Here is a 15,300-nt window from a genome sequence, read left to right as displayed (position 1 = left end):
AAACCGGGGCGCATCTAGCGATGGGTAATCAAATTGAGCGGAAAGCGTTTTCCGGCAAGGTAGTCTTCCACGCATTGCAGCACCAGCGGGCTGCGGTGGCGGGCCTGGGATTCGCGGATTTCCTCCACGGTCAGCCATGCTGCGCGCACGATGCCGTCGTCCAGTGCTTGCTGCGGATCGTGGGGGCCAACAGGCCCGGAAAAGGCAAAGCGCAGGTAGGTGATGTTCTTGCGGGGATGATGCCAGCTGTAAATCCCCTGCAGCCATTGCGGAGTAAAGGAATAAGCGGTTTCCTCGCGGGTTTCGCGTATCACGCCTTGCTCAAGCGTTTCACCCGGCTCCCAGTGGCCTGCTGGCTGATTGAACAACAGGCCCTGGTCCGTTTGTTCTTCCACCAGCAGAAATTTGCCGTTTTGCTCGACCACGGCTGCGACGGTGACATTGGGTTTCCAGATCATGTGTGTCTGTGTATTGGAAAATTCATGAAAAGCGATAATGCCATAAATGAAAAGGGCAGGGCCACCGGGCCGTGCTCATTTTGATTTGCTACAGCCGTCCAATGGATTATCTGGGTTCAAGACTTCACGCCATTGGCCTGGTGCCAGGCCGCCTAGATTCCATTCGCCAATCCGGCAACGGATCAGGCGCAGGGTGGGGAAGCCCGCCTTGGCGGTCATGCGGCGTACCTGGCGGTTCTTGCCCTCGCTGATGGTGAGTTCCAGCCAGCTGGTGGGGATTTCCTTGCGGAAGCGGACTGGTGGCGTGCGTGGCCATAAGCCGGGCGGTTCGGGAATGATTTTTACGCTGGCAGGTTGGGTGACGAAGTCGCCCAGATCCACTCCTCTGTGCAGCTTCCCCAGCGCTTCAGGGGTAGGGTTGCCCTCCACTTGCGCCCAGTAGGTCTTGGCTTCTTTGTGGCGAGGGTGGCTGATTTTGTGCTGTAGCTTGCCATCATCGGTTAAAATCAGCAGTCCTTCACTATCCGTGTCCAGCCGCCCGGCTGGGTAGATGCCTGGGATGGCCAGATAGTCCTTGAGTGTGGGATGCATGCCATCACTGCTGAATTGGCAGATCACGCCGTAGGGTTTGTTGAACAGGATGAGCATTTTTTTAAGAATGGACAGGATTTACAAGATTAACAGAATTATGGGGAGCTTCCCCGTGCCCTGTAAATCTGGTTAATCCTGTCTGTTTTTCGATTTTGATCAGGAGCAAAACATGTATCAGCACATCAAAGTGCCTGCCACAGGCGAAAAAATTCAAGTCAACAGCGACTTCTCCCTCCAGGTTCCGGATTGTCCGATTGTGCCCTTTATCGAGGGAGACGGAACCGGTGTGGATATCACCCCGGTCATGATCAAGGTGGTGGATGCCGCGGTTGAGAAGGCCTATGGCGGCAAGCGCAAGATCGCCTGGATGGAAGTGTTTGCCGGCGAGAAAGCCACCAAGATCTACGACGCGGACACCTGGCTGCCGGAAGAAACGGTGGCGGCGGTGCGCGAGTATGTGGTGTCCATCAAGGGGCCGCTGACCACGCCGGTTTCCGGTGGCATCCGTTCTCTTAACGTGGCCTTGCGCCAGATGCTCGACCTGTACGTGTGCCTGCGCCCGGTGCGCTACTTCGAAGGCGTCCCCAGCCCGGTCAAACACCCTGAGCGCGTGGACATGGTGATTTTCCGTGAAAACACCGAAGACATCTATGCCGGCGTGGAGTGGGAAGCCGGTTCTGCCGAAGTGAAAAAAGTGATCGAGTTTCTGCAGCAGGAAATGGGCGTGAAGAAAATTCGTTTTCCGGAAAGCTCGTCCATCGGCATCAAGCCGGTTTCCATCGAGGGCAGCGAGCGCCTGATTCGCCGTGCGATCCAGTACGCCATCGATAACAACCGCAGGTCGGTGACCCTGGTGCACAAGGGCAATATCATGAAGTTCACCGAGGGCGGCTTCAAGAAGTGGGGCTATGAACTGGCGGCGCGCGAGTTCGGCGCAGAACTGATCGACGGCGGGCCGTGGATGAAATTGCCGAATGGCATTGTGATCAAGGATGTGATCGCCGATGCCTTCCTGCAGCAGATCCTGTTGCGCCCGGAAGAGTATGACGTGATTGCCACCCTGAACCTGAATGGCGATTATGTTTCCGATGCATTGGCGGCGGAAGTGGGCGGCATTGGGATCGCACCGGGGGCAAACCTGTCGGATTCAATCGCGATGTTCGAGGCCACCCACGGCACGGCACCGAAGTATGCCGGCAAGGATTATGTCAACCCTGGCTCGATTATTCTCTCGGCCGAGATGATGCTGCGCCACATGGGATGGCTGGAAGCGGCTGACCTGATTATCAAGGGCATGAACGGCGCAATTGCAAGCAAAGAGGTGACCTATGATTTTGCGCGGTTGATGGATGGCGCAAAGCAGGTATCCTGTTCCACTTTCGGCGACGTGATGATTCAGAAAATGTAAGCAGGTTGGCCTGAACCCGTCCCCGAATCAGGGGACGAAAAAAAGCCCGTGGTTTTCACCACGGGCTTTTAGCATTCTGAAGCTGTATTAGGCAGCTTGAATGTTGGAGGCTTGCTTGCCCTTAGGACCTTGGGTCACTTCGAATTGGACCTTTTGGCCTTCTTTCAGGGTCTTGAAACCACCCATCTGAATGGCGGAGAAATGCGCGAACAGATCTTCGCTGCCATCATCGGGGGTAATGAAGCCAAAACCTTTAGCGTCGTTAAACCATTTTACGGTACCAGTTGCCATTACATGCTTCCTTAAAAAATTACGGGCTCAAACCCAAAAAATGTTTGAAATTCAAGACCGCAACCGGTCAAGCTGGCACTGCAGAAAACTTGAAACCAAACACAGCCGTCTTTTTACGTCCTATATGACAGCAAGTCAAGCACTTTCGTACGCCAGGCAAATATCGTTGTCTGCACTTGAAAAATTTCTCATTAGCGTCACAATTGATCACATTGAGTGAGTGTGATGAATATGCCTGGCAAGTTTCGAGAAAGCTCCGTAGCCGAGAAGCAGCAAAACAAGGCCAAGCCGCCGCCGATGTTCAAGGTGATATTGTTGAATGATGACTACACGCCGATGGAGTTTGTAGTGGTTGTGCTGCAACAGTTTTTTTCCAAGAACCGTGAACAGGCGACGGAAATCATGCTCAAAGTGCACAGGGATGGCCGCGGTGTGTGTGGCGTCTATCCCAGGGATATTGCAGCAACCAAAGTGGATCAGGTGGTGGCGTTTGCCAATGAACATCAACATCCGCTGCAGTGCGTGATGGAGGAGTCGTGAAATGATAGCGCAAGAACTGGAAGTCTCTCTGCACATGGCGTTCATCGAAGCGCGGCAAAAGCGTCACGAGTTCATTTCCGTGGAGCACCTGCTGCTTGCCTTGCTGGACAATCCTACCGCTGCTCAGGTGCTGCGTGCCTGCGCGGCAAATCTGGAAGATTTGCGCGGGAAGCTGACCGATTTTGTGGCCGAGCACACGCCTATTGTAGCCGGTGCGGAAGAAGTCGATACCCAGCCCACATTGGGCTTTCAGCGCGTGATCCAGCGCGCGATCCTGCATGTCCAGTCTTCCGGCAAGAAGGAAGTGACGGGTGCCAACGTGCTGGTCGCCCTGTTCAGCGAAAAAGACTCACATGCCGTGTACTTTCTGCAGCAGCAGGGGGTCAGCCGGCTGGATGTAGTGAACTTTATTTCGCACGGCATCAGCAAGGGGCAGGAGGGCGCCACACCCCGTCAGGAACAGGAACAAGAGGCTGAACAGGATGCCGCGCCGGCATCTGCACTGGATAGTTATACCCAGAATCTCAACACGCAGGCGCTGGCGGGCAAGATCGACCCGCTGATCGGGCGCGACCTGGAACTGGAGCGGGTGGTGCAGACCCTGTGCCGCCGCCGCAAGAACAATCCTCTCTTGGTGGGGGAAGCCGGCGTGGGCAAGACTGCGATTGCGGAAGGCCTGGCGCGGCGTATCGTGGAAGGTGAAGTTCCAGATGTGCTGGCAAAAAGCACCGTGTATGCCCTCGATATGGGCGCCCTGCTGGCAGGCACCAAGTATCGCGGCGATTTCGAGCAGCGCCTCAAGGCGGTATTGAAGCAATTGTCCGAGGATGCGCATGCCATCCTGTTCATTGACGAGATTCATACCCTGATCGGTGCCGGAGCAGCTTCCGGCGGTACGCTGGATGCCTCGAATCTGCTCAAGCCGGTATTGAGTTCCGGGGCTTTGAAATGTATCGGCGCCACGACCTACAATGAGTATCGCGGTATTTTCGAGAAGGATCATGCCCTGTCACGGCGCTTCCAGAAAATCGACGTACCCGAGCCTTCGGTGGCGGAAACCGTGGAGATCCTGCGCGGCCTCAAGTCGCGCTTCGAAGCGCACCATGGGGTGAAATACACATCCGCCGCCCTGACCATGGCGGCGGAGCTTTCGGCGCGCTATATCAATGACCGCCACCTGCCGGACAAGGCGATCGACGTGATTGACGAAGCGGGTGCGGCGCAGCGCATTCTGCCCAAATCCAGGCAGAAAAAGACCATTTCCATCAAGGAAATCGAGGAAATCATTGCCAAGATTGCGCGCATTCCACCCAAGAATGTGTCCAGCGATGACCGCTCGGCACTGAAAACGCTGGAACGCGATCTCAGTGCCGTGGTGTTCGGCCAGGGCAAGGCCATCGAGGCGCTTTCATCAGCCATCAAGATGGCGCGCAGCGGCCTGGGCAGCCCGCAGAAACCCATCGGTTCCTTCCTCTTCTCCGGTCCAACCGGTGTGGGTAAAACCGAGGTTGCGCGTCAACTGGCCTATATTCTGGGCATCGAGCTGATTCGCTTCGATATGTCCGAATACATGGAGCGGCACGCGGTGTCGCGCCTGATCGGCGCGCCGCCGGGTTATGTCGGCTTCGAGCAGGGCGGGCTGATGACCGAGGCGATCACCAGGCATCCTTATTGCGTGTTGCTGCTGGATGAGATCGAGAAGGCCCATCCGGATATTTTCAACATCCTGCTGCAGGTCATGGATCATGGCACGCTGACCGACAACAATGGCCGCAAGGCGGATTTCCGCAATGTGATCATCATCATGACCACCAATGCCGGCGCGGAGCAGCTCGGCAAGGGCAGCATCGGGTTTGCCCAGAGCAAGACGGCGGGCGACGAAATGGCGGAGATCAAGCGTTTGTTTACGCCCGAATTCCGCAACCGCCTGGATGCCACCATTTCATTCCAGGCCCTGGACCAGGAAGTTATTTTGCGCGTGGTCGACAAATTCCTGATGCAGCTCGAAGAGCAGTTGCACGAAAAGAAAGTGGAAGCCACTTTTACCGATGCGCTGAAAGCCTATCTGGCCAAGCACGGCTTCGATCCGCTCATGGGCGCGCGCCCCATGGCCCGGCTGATCCAGGACACCATCCGGCGCGCGCTGGCTGACGAATTGCTGTTTGGCCGGCTGGCCAATGGCGGCCACGTCACCATTGATATGGATGGAGAAGCCGTACGCCTCGGTATCGAGGACGAGCTGGAAAAATCGGTCTGACAATCAGGGAAGCTCGCGGCCAGCGCTGGGATATTTTCTGTGCCGTGGTGGATAACTACGGCGATATCGGCGTGAGCTGGCGGCTGGCCAGGCAGCTCGCTGTCGAGCATGGCCTCAAGGTCCGGCTGTGGGTCGATGATCTCGCCAGTCTGCAGCCGATTCTGCCCGAAATTTCTCCCGCTCTCGAGACCCAGCAAACATTTGATGGAATTGAGGTGCGGCGCTGGCCGACGCCTTTCCTTCTGGTGGAGCCCGCCGAGGTGGTGATCGAGGCGTTTGGTTGTGCCTTGCCTCCCCGCTATATCGACGCCATGGCAGAACTTCCCCGCCAGCCGGTGTGGATCAATCTCGAATATCTCAGCGCGGAACAATGGGTTGGTGAATGCCACGGGCTGAGTTCTCCGCATCCTCGTTTGCCTCTCCTCAAGTATTTCTTTTTCCCCGGGTTTACACCGGAAACGGGTGGATTGCTGGCCGAGAGCGGGCTGGCGCAGCGCCGCCGCACATTCCAGGAAGGTCTGGGGCATAAACACGCTTTCTGGCAGTCTATCGGACTGCCAGCGCCCGAAGCGGATGAATGCCGGATTTCCCTGTTCGGCTATGAAAACCCGGCGTTGCCAGGATTGCTGGCAGCCTGGCGTGACGCTTCCAGTCCAATTACCTGCCTGGTGCCGGAAGGGCGGCTGGTGCCAGGTACGGCAGAATTTCTGGGCCTGAATGGACTGGATTGCGGACGCGATTATGAACGCGGCAGTCTTACTGTGCGGGTATTGCCTTTCATGAATCAGGTGCGCTATGACGATTTTTTGTGGGCTTGCGATTTAAATTTTGTACGCGGTGAGGATTCTTTTGTCCGGGCACAATGGGCGGCACGGCCTTTGGTGTGGCATATCTATCCCCAGCAGGAGGATGCACACTGGGTGAAGCTGGAGGCATTTCTCGATCGTTATTGCGCTGCTTTACCACTGGAGGTGGCATCCGGGGTACGGGCTTTTTGGGGGGCATGGAACAAGGGTAGTGGCGCGGGTGAGGCCTGGCAAGGGTTCTGGCAACATCGTGCGGCACTGGAACAGCACGCGCAGCACTGGGCGGATGGTCTGTTGAGCCAGAGCGGTTTGGCGGCAAACCTGGTGCAATTTTGCAATAAAAGATTATAATGGCCCGTTTTTCTCCAGCCATTTTTTAGCCGTAGGACAAAAGTATTATGAAAACCGCTCAGGAACTTCGCGCAGGCAACGTCTTCATGATCGGCAACGACCCCATGGTCGTGCTGAAGGCCGATTACACCAAATCCGGCCGCAATGCCTCCGTGGTCAAGATGAAATACAAGAATCTGCTTACCAGTTCGCCCGGCGAGAGCGTGTTCAGGGCAGACGACAAATTCGAAACTGTGTCGCTGGAACGCAAGGACGTGACCTATTCCTATTTTGCCGATCCGATGTACGTGTTCATGGACGCCGAGTACAACCAGTTTGAAGTCGAAGGCGAAAACATGGGTGACGCGCTCAACTATCTGGAAGATGGCATGACGTGCGAAGTGGTGTTCTATAACGGCAAGGCCATTTCCGTGGAGCTGCCCACTACCGTGGTGCGCGAAGTGATCTACACCGAACCCGTGGCGCGTGGCGACACTTCCGGCAAGGTGATGAAAACAGCCAAGATTGGTACCGGTTTTGAGCTGCCGGTAGCGGCCTTTGTGGAAATCGGTGACAAGATCGAGATCGACACCCGTACTGCGGAATACAAGCGCCGTATTACCGGCTGAGTATCATGGAGCCAGAAAAAAGGCGCTGCGGCGCCTTTTTTTACGCCTGGGTTTTAATGGCCAGGATCGCCTGGTTGCGCAGCACGCGCAGCAGGTTCAGTTCCTGCTCCGGCAGCTTGATGTCTCCCGCCTTGGGTTTATCGGCATAAATCAGGGCGATCGGGTTGTTCTTGAGTACCACCGGAAACAGTACGAAGGTGTGGGCCGGGACGACCTTGCGATACCACTCGGGGATGCGCGCCTCGATTTTTGGGTCGTCGATATCCTCGATGATGATGTCCACATTGTTCTTGAGGCTGACATGAAAGACATCGGGCGCGAAAGCCATGGAAAATTTGAACTCCCTGACGATCTGGCTTGAGTCGGGGCCGAAGCCTGATCTTGCCACCATCAGGTTCTGACGCGCATCTTTCAGGCACAGTATGACGCGCGAAAAGCCGATGCTGGTGTACATGGTTTCCATGATCATGCGCATGATGTCGTTGAGCGAGCGGCCCTCCACCAGCGAGTTGCTGATGTCCTGAATGCCCTGGGTCAGGATGCCTTGCGCATTTTGATGAATTCCAGGCGACCCCAGTTCTATCATGTGCGTCTGTTCATCAGACATGCCTTCGCCCAAAATTGCATCTGTCATGCCGCTGGCAGTTGTGCGTTCCGCCTGGCCGCTGGATTTGAGCAGTTGCCTGGCAACCGCGCTTTGGCGCAGATCGAGCTGTAGCGTGCTGGTGAATTTTGCGAATTCGATGGCTGCGTTTTCCGCCACGGCATCAATGGTTTTCTGGCTGATGTCCAGAGGCGCACCGAAGCGCTGCGTAATGCGCAACAATTCCTTGATCTTGTCCTGCCCCGCTTCCTGGGTGGCCATGCGGCTGATCTCATGCGAGAAGGCGGACAGGATATTGAGCCGTTCCATGTCGCTGGCCGGTTTCTTGATCTTGTCTGCCGGCAGGCTGCGCATGCTGTGGCTGATCTGATCCGGAAAGTTCCACGCCCTGGCGACGCCGATACCGATCTCGTGGTAGGACATGCCCAGCACCGAGACGGAAGCGTTCTCCTCGCTCATGTTCTTCTGCTGCATCACCCGGTTGGTTTCCTCAACCTCCTCCATCAGGTAAAACATGCACAACAGCTTGCCCAGGCTGTGGAACAGCGCACAGATGAAGCCTTCCTCGGCGTTGCGCACGCCTACCTTGTGCGCCAGTCCCTTGGCGATGATGCCGCCGTACAGCGAACGTACAAATTCGTCCTTGAGCTGCGCGGCATGTTCCTGATTTTGCAGGTGATCGAACAGCATCAGGGTGAGCGCGAGGTTGCGCACCGCATCGAAGCCCAGAATCACGACCGCGCGCGAAACCGTGCTGATGGTGCCGCCGCCATACTGGGTGTAATAGGCGGCGTTGACCACTTTCAGCAGTTTGCTGGTGAGCGCCACGTCCTTGAGAATGGCGTTGGACAGCATGGTGACCCCCTCCGATTCGGAGGAGGCGATGCGGTTGATGGTGCTGATGGATTCCGACAGGGCGGGGAAATCGCTCTTGTGGCGCATGCGGCGCAGCAGAAAATCCAGCGTGCCCTGATTGGTGCTGGGGCTGGCAGGCTCGGATTCTGGCGTGAGGTAGGCCTGTAGTGCCGCTTTCATGTCCTGGGCCGAGTCGTAGCGGCTCAATGGGTCTTTTGCCAGTGCCTTGAGGACGATGTCATCGAGTTTTTCGTCTACCTGGCCGTTGCGGGCAGACGGCGGTGCAATGGGTTCCTGCACGATCAGGCGCAAGGTGTCGCGCGGGTCGCTGCCCTGTACCGCCGGCTTGCCGGTGAGCAGCTGGTGCAGAATCATGCCGCTGGCGAAAATATCCAGCTTGGGCGTGATTTCCTTTCCTGTGATGTACTCCGGCGCCATGTAGCCGGGGGTGCCAAATAGCATCAAAACCTTTTCAGCGCCGGCTTTTTCGGAGATGCGCGTGGCGATGCCAAAATCCATGACCCGCGGCATCCCTTCTGCATTAAGCAGGATATTGGAGGGCTTGAGATCGCGGTGAATGATGTTGTGCTGGTGCGCATAAGCGACAGCGTCGAGAATCTGTATGGCCAGTTCCACTGCCTGTTGCGGGGGGAGGGCGCCTTTTTGTCTGATCAGGTGCGAGAGGTCGCTGCCCTGCACGAATTCAAACACCAGGTAAGGATTGCCTTCATGCTCGCCTGCCTCGAAAATCGGCACAATGTTGGGGTGTTGCAGTTTGCTGACTGTGCGCGCTTCGTCAATCAGCGTTTTCGTGCGTGCCAGGTGGTCTTCGCCGCCAGCCAGGTGCACGGTCTTGATGGCCACTTCGCGTTGCAGGTGAGGGTCTTCGGCCAGGTAAACCACGCTCTGGGCGCCTTCGCCGAGAATGCGTAAAACCTTGAAGCGGCCGATGCTGGCCGGGATACCTTTAGTGCTCATGCCAGGGGATTTTGAATTTATTATTGATTAGACGGAGTTTAACTCAAGGGAAGTCATTTTTTTATCATAATCCTGACGGGAGGGTATAATTCCCGAACTTTAATTTGGCGCCTCTTAATTCATGGAACTCGCGACTTCACTTCTCGAAAAATACAGCAAGGCCGGTCCACGCTACACCTCATACCCCACGGCGCCTTATTTCACGGAACAGTTTGCAGAAAAGGAGTGGCTGGACGAATTGAACCAGGCCCAGTCCAGCGGGCGCGACATGTCGCTTTACGTGCACATCCCGTTTTGCGACACCCTGTGCTATTACTGCGGCTGCAACATGGTCGCGACCCACGATTACAGCAAGGCCGACACTTACCTTGGCTACCTGTTCCAGGAAATTGACCGGGTTGCCGCGCTGACCTCGCCGGAGCGTATGGCGCGCCAGGTGCACTGGGGCGGCGGGACGCCCACCTTCCTCAAGCCGGCCGATATCCGCCGCCTGTTCCAGCACCTTGCCACGCGCTTCAAGATCGCCCCGGATGCTGAAATCAGCTGTGAGCTGGATCCGCGCGAACTGAGCCGGGAGCATATCGCCGCACTGGCCGAGTCCGGCTTCAACCGCGTCAGCATGGGCGTGCAGGATCTCGATGAAAAGGTGCAGAAAGCAGTCAATCGCGTGCAGCCGGAAGCACTGATCCAGCAGGTCTATGGCTGGCTGCGCGAGGCGGGCTTCAGCAGCATCAATATCGACCTCATGGTGGGGCTGCCGCATCAGACCGTGGAGAGCTTTTCCCTGACCCTGGACAAGATGCTGGCCCTCGGGCCGGACCGCCTGGCGGTATTCAACTACGCCCATGTGCCGTGGATGAAAAAGCACCAGAAGCTGATCGTCGAGAGCGATCTGCCCGATCTGCCCACCAAGATGGCATTGCAGAAACTGATGATGGAACGGCTGGCTGACGCGGGTTATGTGTATATCGGCATGGATCACTTTGCCAAGGCGGACGACGAGATCGTGATGGCGCAGCAGAGCAAGACCCTGTACCGCAACTTCCAGGGCTATACCACGCACAAGGATTGCGACATCTATGCCTTCGGCGTGTCCGCCATCAGCCAGACGGCGGAAGTGTATGTGCAGAACGCCAAGAACCTGGCCGAATACCAGCGCCGCATCGCCTCGGGCGGGCTGGCGACGGAGCGCGGCCTGCGCATTTCCCGCGACGACATGATCCGCCGCGAGGCGATCAGCGGCATCATGTGCGACCTGGAGCTGGACAAGGCCAGGTTCGGCCGGCAATGGGATATCGATTTCGATGTTTTCTTTGCCGACGCCCTGAACGATTTCAAGGAACTTGCCGCGGATGGCCTGATTGCACTGGAGCCTGGGATCATCCGGGTAACCGAAACCGGGCGCATTTTCCTGCGCAACATTGCCATGCCCTTTGATGCCTACTTGCGCCAGCAGACGACGGAATTGAAACCGCGCTATTCCAAAACCTTGTAACAGGGAACCCTGATGAAAATCGATACCACCCGTTTTGGTGAACTGGAAATCAATCCAGATGCAATCCTGACTTTCCCGCGAGGCCTGCCCGGGTTTGATGGTTGTTACCGTTATCAGCTATTGCATGAGGACAAGGCCGGGCCAGTCGTGTTTTACCTGCAATCACTGGATGATCCTGCGGTCGCTTTTTCAATCGTTGACCCCGCCCTGTTCGGCTTTAACTATGAACTCACCCTGTCGGATGAGGAAGTGGTGCTGCTGCAGGCCGGAAGCCCTGCCGATCTGGCCGTGGTGCTGATGGTTTACAAGCCTGCCGGAAACATGCAGGAAAAGGCACTTTTCATGGGCGGTATCAGTGCCAATATCAATGGGCCCCTGGTGTTGAATCTGAACAAGAAACTGGGGCTGCAAAAGGTACTGGTGGGAACGCATTACGACATTACGCTCAGAGATACCGTTCGCGTTTGAGCCGACCCGGATCGGTAACCCTCCAAAAAGGCGCTGCGGCGCCTTTGTTTTTGCCGGGGCAAGGCTTGCGCCGGTCATCAGCATGAAATATGCTGGAATACTAGACACTTCATAGCGCTGGATCTGTGTTCAATTTTTTGACTTTGTTCAGCAAAAAGCAGGCTGGCTTTCTCGATAACGTGAAAGCGGCTGATGTGTGGTTGCAAAAATTGCACCACGAGGACGAATACGAAGCACAAAAACTGATCATTGAAGGCTTGACCGGCTTCCTGAAAAGCCAGGAAGCCCCTTCCAAGGAACGTCTGAAGGTGCTGATGCACCTCGATGAAACCAGCCAGGCATTCCAGAACCGGCTCGGTGCGGCATACTTCCACAACCAGGCCGGGCTGAAGCGGGCCGAGGATACCTTGTGGAAAAGCATGACCACGCTATTTGCCCAGTTTGCGCACGCTTATCAGCTGTTTATTCGCGAAATCGTGGCTCAACGCGGCAAAGCCGAATTCAGCCGTTACCTCCCCACCATTACAGCACGGGCCCTGCGATACTACGGACAGGGCATCAAATGGGGCTACTTTCACCAGGAGCCGGTGCAGCCCGTCATGTGGAAGCGCTTGCACAAATACTTCCAGATGTGCGAGGAAAGCCATTTCGCCAGTATCGAAGTCAGCATTGATAGCAGGCATCTGAGCACCTGCCGCAATGAATACATGCATATCCTTCTGCTCGATATGATTAAACCCATGACGCTTAACCCCCCCCAGCTGGAAAGGGTGGATCGCTGGCTTGATCGCTGGGCAGCTCTGGTAGAACTGGATCGGGACTGCGATCCGGATACGCACATGCACTGCGTGGATCTCTCCACAGGCGCCGGTGCCCGTAAATTACTGGAAGACATGCACAGCCCCGCCCTGCGCTGCTGGAGCATGGCAGATATCTACCTGCAGATCCGCAAGGCACGTGCCAGCCTGAGTGAAGGCGACTGGAGCGAAAATGTGGAACTGGGCGAAGACTGTGTCGTGCCGGATTGCATTGAACTGCTGGATTATGTCGCGCGTTACTGGATTCGTCCCGAGGCGGCGCGGCGCCTGCATCGCGCGCCAGTAGAAGACAAGATGATGGAAATGGCGTGCGGTGTCGGAGCGATCTACAGTTGTTTGCAGCCGGACGATAAGCGTTGCGGCAAAATCCCGTTTGAGCACTGGGCAGTACTGGACGAAAGCGAGGGGGGGTATGGCCTGGTCGAGGCCCGCCATACCGAACGCGCGCAGGAAGGGAAGCTGGTGCTGGTCAAGCCATCCGGCCACGATGGCTGCTGGGAAATCGGTGTCGTGCGCTGGAAAAAGGACGGCGAATCGGGCTTGCCGGCGCTGGGAGTCGAACGTTTAAGCGATGCGCCCAAACAGGTCACCCTGATGCCCACGGATGAAAGCGGGGCAGAGGCGATCAAATCCATATTTCTACCCAAGCTTTACCAGCGCGATATCGACAGCAGCCTGATCCTGCGGACGCCCGACTATCGCGATGGCCGGCTGCTGGACATGCACTACCGCAACAATATTTTCCGCATTCGTCTTATCGAGGTCGTCGATAGCGGGGAAGAATGGGTGCGGGCGCACTTCGATCTGCTGGGCAACAGCCGGGACCAGGCAAAAACAGCGTAAATTTCAGCCCGCTTCAGGCGGGCGCATGGCGTGTTCCCCACGCCCGTGGGGATGAACCGCTCTACCAGTGAGCAGGAATTTCATTGCTGAGAGGTGTGGCTGCGAAGCGCGGAGCCTCGGCACGTGCGACCGTGAAGCAGCCGCGGCCTGGAAGCCTAGCCCCTGCGCATGGAGTCGAAGAAGTCCGCGTTGCACTTGGTGGCTTTGATCTTGTCGAGCAGGAATTCCATCGCTTCCAGGTCGTCCATCGGGTAGAGCAGTTTGCGCAGCACCCAGATCTTTTGCAGGATGTCCTGCTTGATCAGCAGTTCTTCGCGGCGGGTGCCGGAGCGGTTGACGTTGATCGCGGGGTAGAGGCGCTTTTCGGCCATCTTGCGGTCAAGATGGATTTCCATGTTGCCGGTGCCCTTGAATTCTTCGTAGATCACGTCGTCCATGCGCGAGCCGGTGTCCACCAGGGCGGTGGCGATGATGGTCAGGCTGCCGCCTTCCTCGATGTTGCGCGCGGCGCCGAAGAAGCGCTTGGGGCGTTGCAGGGCGTTGGCGTCGACGCCGCCGGTGAGCACCTTGCCGGAGGCGGGCACGACTGTGTTGTAGGCGCGTGCCAGGCGGGTGATGGAGTCGAGCAGGATCACCACGTCCTTTTTGTGTTCCACCAGGCGCTTGGCTTTTTCCAGCACCATTTCGGCGACCTGGACGTGGCGCGTGGCGGGTTCGTCGAAGGTGGAGGCGACCACTTCGCCGCGCACGGTGCGCGTCATTTCCGTTACTTCTTCCGGGCGCTCGTCGATCAGCAGCACGATCATGATGACGTCCGGATGGTTGGTGGCAATGGCGTGGGCGATGTGTTGCAGCATCACGGTTTTGCCGCTCTTCGGGCTAGCCACCAGCAGGCCGCGCTGGCCCTTGCCGATGGGTGCAACCATGTCGATGACGCGGCCGGTAATGTTTTCTTCCGCCTTGATGTCGCGTTCGAGAATCATCGGCTGGGTGGGGAACAGCGGCGTCAGGTTTTCGAACAGGATCTTGTGTTTGGAATTTTCCGGCGGCTCGTCGTTAACCTTGTCCACTTTCACCAGCGCGAAATAACGCTCGCCTTCCTTGGGGGTGCGGATCTCGCCCTGGATGGTGTCGCCGGTGTGCAGGTTGAAACGGCGAATCTGCGAGGGACTGACATAGATGTCGTCCGGGCCGGCCAGGTACGAGGTATCAGGGGAACGCAGAAAACCGAAGCCGTCCTGCAGTACTTCCAGCGTGCCATCTCCAAAGATGCTCTCGCCTTTTTTGGCCTGATTTTTCAGCAGGGCGAAAATCAGATCCTGCTTGCGCAATCGGCTGGCGCCATCGATTTCATTGGCGATCGCCATTTCAACCAGTTCGGAAACGTGTTTTTGCTTTAAATCGGATAGATGCATGGAGAGGAAGCGCTTGTAAGAAGTGTGGCGGGAATGGGGGGGTAGGGCTGGTGAAACTTGAGCTGGCAAGCTAAGCGCTTGCCAGTCGAAGAGAGTAATTGGGGTGAAGCGTAACGGCTTTAAATGTTGCTGTCAATAAAGGCGGTGAGCTGGGATTTCGACAGGGCGCCCACCTTGGTGGCTTCCACGTTACCATTCTTGAAAATCATCAGGGTCGGGATGCCGCGAATGCCGAATTTGGGTGGTGTGGCCTGATTTTCATCAATGTTGAGCTTGGTGATCTTGATTTTTCCCGCGTATTCTTGCGCCACTTCATCGAGGATCGGAGCGATCATCTTGCACGGGCCGCACCAGTCAGCCCAGTAGTCAACCAGCACGGGGATTTGTGACTGGAGCACTTCCTGCTCGAAAGAATCGTCGCTGATGTAATGAATATGTTCGCTCATGGCTTGCCTCGTAACGTTCTGAAATAGTGGGAATGTATGGTTTGAAGCGTATTCGGGGTGGAGTCTGT

At 56.7% G+C, this 15,300-nt stretch carries 14 protein-coding genes; 8 read left to right on the top strand and 6 right to left on the bottom strand.

Going from position 1 to position 15,300, the window contains the following annotated elements; translation table 11 throughout:
* Positions 1–14 precede the first annotated feature (14 nt).
* Both WC392_13775 and WC392_13770 read right to left on the bottom strand, forming a co-directional pair.
* The gene (locus WC392_13775; GenBank protein ID MFA5243435.1) at positions 15–458 is read right to left on the bottom strand and encodes an NUDIX hydrolase; all 444 of its coding nucleotides are present in this window, start codon (positions 456–458) and stop codon (positions 15–17) included.
* Positions 459–533: 75 nt separating this feature from the next.
* Positions 534–1,106, bottom strand: coding sequence for an rRNA large subunit pseudouridine synthase E (locus WC392_13770; GenBank protein MFA5243434.1), 573 nt, complete (start codon positions 1,104–1,106; stop codon positions 534–536).
* A 112-nt stretch (positions 1,107–1,218) separates the two neighbouring features.
* Here WC392_13770 and icd point away from each other — a divergent pair, with 112 nt between their 5' ends.
* Positions 1,219–2,457: an NADP-dependent isocitrate dehydrogenase gene (icd, locus tag WC392_13765; protein ID MFA5243433.1), complete on the top strand. Its 1,239-nt coding sequence runs from the start codon at positions 1,219–1,221 to the stop codon at positions 2,455–2,457.
* A gap of 87 nt (positions 2,458–2,544) precedes the next feature.
* Here the strand turns inward: icd and cspD are convergent, their stop codons facing one another.
* Positions 2,545–2,748, bottom strand: a complete 204-nt coding sequence (gene cspD / locus WC392_13760) for a cold shock domain-containing protein CspD (protein MFA5243432.1) — start codon at positions 2,746–2,748, stop codon at positions 2,545–2,547.
* Between the two features lie 231 nt (positions 2,749–2,979).
* Here cspD and clpS point away from each other — a divergent pair, with 231 nt between their 5' ends.
* The 4 genes from clpS to efp are packed head-to-tail and all read left to right on the top strand — an operon-like array spanning position 2,980 to position 7,310.
* Positions 2,980–3,288, top strand: coding sequence for an ATP-dependent Clp protease adapter ClpS (gene clpS, locus WC392_13755; protein MFA5243431.1), 309 nt, complete (start codon positions 2,980–2,982; stop codon positions 3,286–3,288).
* A 1-nt stretch (position 3,289) separates the two neighbouring features.
* Positions 3,290–5,545 carry an ATP-dependent Clp protease ATP-binding subunit ClpA gene (gene clpA, locus WC392_13750; GenBank protein ID MFA5243430.1) on the top strand — a complete coding sequence of 752 codons (2,256 nt, stop codon included), beginning with the start codon at positions 3,290–3,292 and terminating at the stop codon, positions 5,543–5,545.
* A complete protein-coding gene (gene earP / locus WC392_13745) occupies positions 5,536–6,702 on the top strand; it encodes an elongation factor P maturation arginine rhamnosyltransferase EarP (protein MFA5243429.1) in 1,167 nt (388 codons plus the stop codon). The genes clpA and earP overlap by 10 nt, the downstream gene beginning before the upstream one ends.
* Before the next feature lie 47 nt (positions 6,703–6,749).
* On the top strand, positions 6,750–7,310 hold the full coding sequence (gene efp, locus WC392_13740) for an elongation factor P (GenBank protein MFA5243428.1): 561 nt from the start codon (positions 6,750–6,752) through the stop codon (positions 7,308–7,310).
* A 40-nt stretch (positions 7,311–7,350) separates the two neighbouring features.
* On the opposite strand, the gene WC392_13735 is transcribed toward efp, so the two are convergent.
* Positions 7,351–9,747 carry an HDOD domain-containing protein gene (locus WC392_13735; protein MFA5243427.1) on the bottom strand — a complete coding sequence of 799 codons (2,397 nt, stop codon included), beginning with the start codon at positions 9,745–9,747 and terminating at the stop codon, positions 7,351–7,353.
* Between the two features lie 121 nt (positions 9,748–9,868).
* Here WC392_13735 and hemN point away from each other — a divergent pair, with 121 nt between their 5' ends.
* The 3 genes from hemN (at position 9,869) to WC392_13720 (ending at position 13,371) form a co-directional block, all read left to right on the top strand.
* Positions 9,869–11,242, top strand: a complete 1,374-nt coding sequence (gene hemN, locus WC392_13730) for an oxygen-independent coproporphyrinogen III oxidase (GenBank protein ID MFA5243426.1) — start codon at positions 9,869–9,871, stop codon at positions 11,240–11,242.
* Positions 11,243–11,254: 12 nt separating this feature from the next.
* Positions 11,255–11,710: a flagellar assembly protein FliW gene (fliW, locus tag WC392_13725; protein ID MFA5243425.1), complete on the top strand. Its 456-nt coding sequence runs from the start codon at positions 11,255–11,257 to the stop codon at positions 11,708–11,710.
* Positions 11,711–11,847: 137 nt separating this feature from the next.
* On the top strand, positions 11,848–13,371 hold the full coding sequence (locus WC392_13720) for a hypothetical protein (protein MFA5243424.1): 1,524 nt from the start codon (positions 11,848–11,850) through the stop codon (positions 13,369–13,371).
* 155 nt (positions 13,372–13,526) lie between these two features.
* Here WC392_13720 and rho read toward each other — a convergent pair whose 3' ends face one another.
* Positions 13,527–14,786: a transcription termination factor Rho gene (gene rho, locus WC392_13715; GenBank protein ID MFA5243423.1), complete on the bottom strand. Its 1,260-nt coding sequence runs from the start codon at positions 14,784–14,786 to the stop codon at positions 13,527–13,529.
* Between the two features lie 119 nt (positions 14,787–14,905).
* On the bottom strand, positions 14,906–15,232 hold the full coding sequence (gene trxA, locus WC392_13710; GenBank protein ID MFA5243422.1) for a thioredoxin TrxA: 327 nt from the start codon (positions 15,230–15,232) through the stop codon (positions 14,906–14,908).
* Positions 15,233–15,300: the final 68 nt, after the last annotated feature.

The organism is Sulfuricella sp. (genome assembly GCA_041651995.1).
Lineage (GTDB): Bacteria > Pseudomonadota > Gammaproteobacteria > Burkholderiales > Sulfuricellaceae > Sulfurimicrobium.
This window is presented reverse-complemented; position numbering and strand designations above follow the sequence as displayed.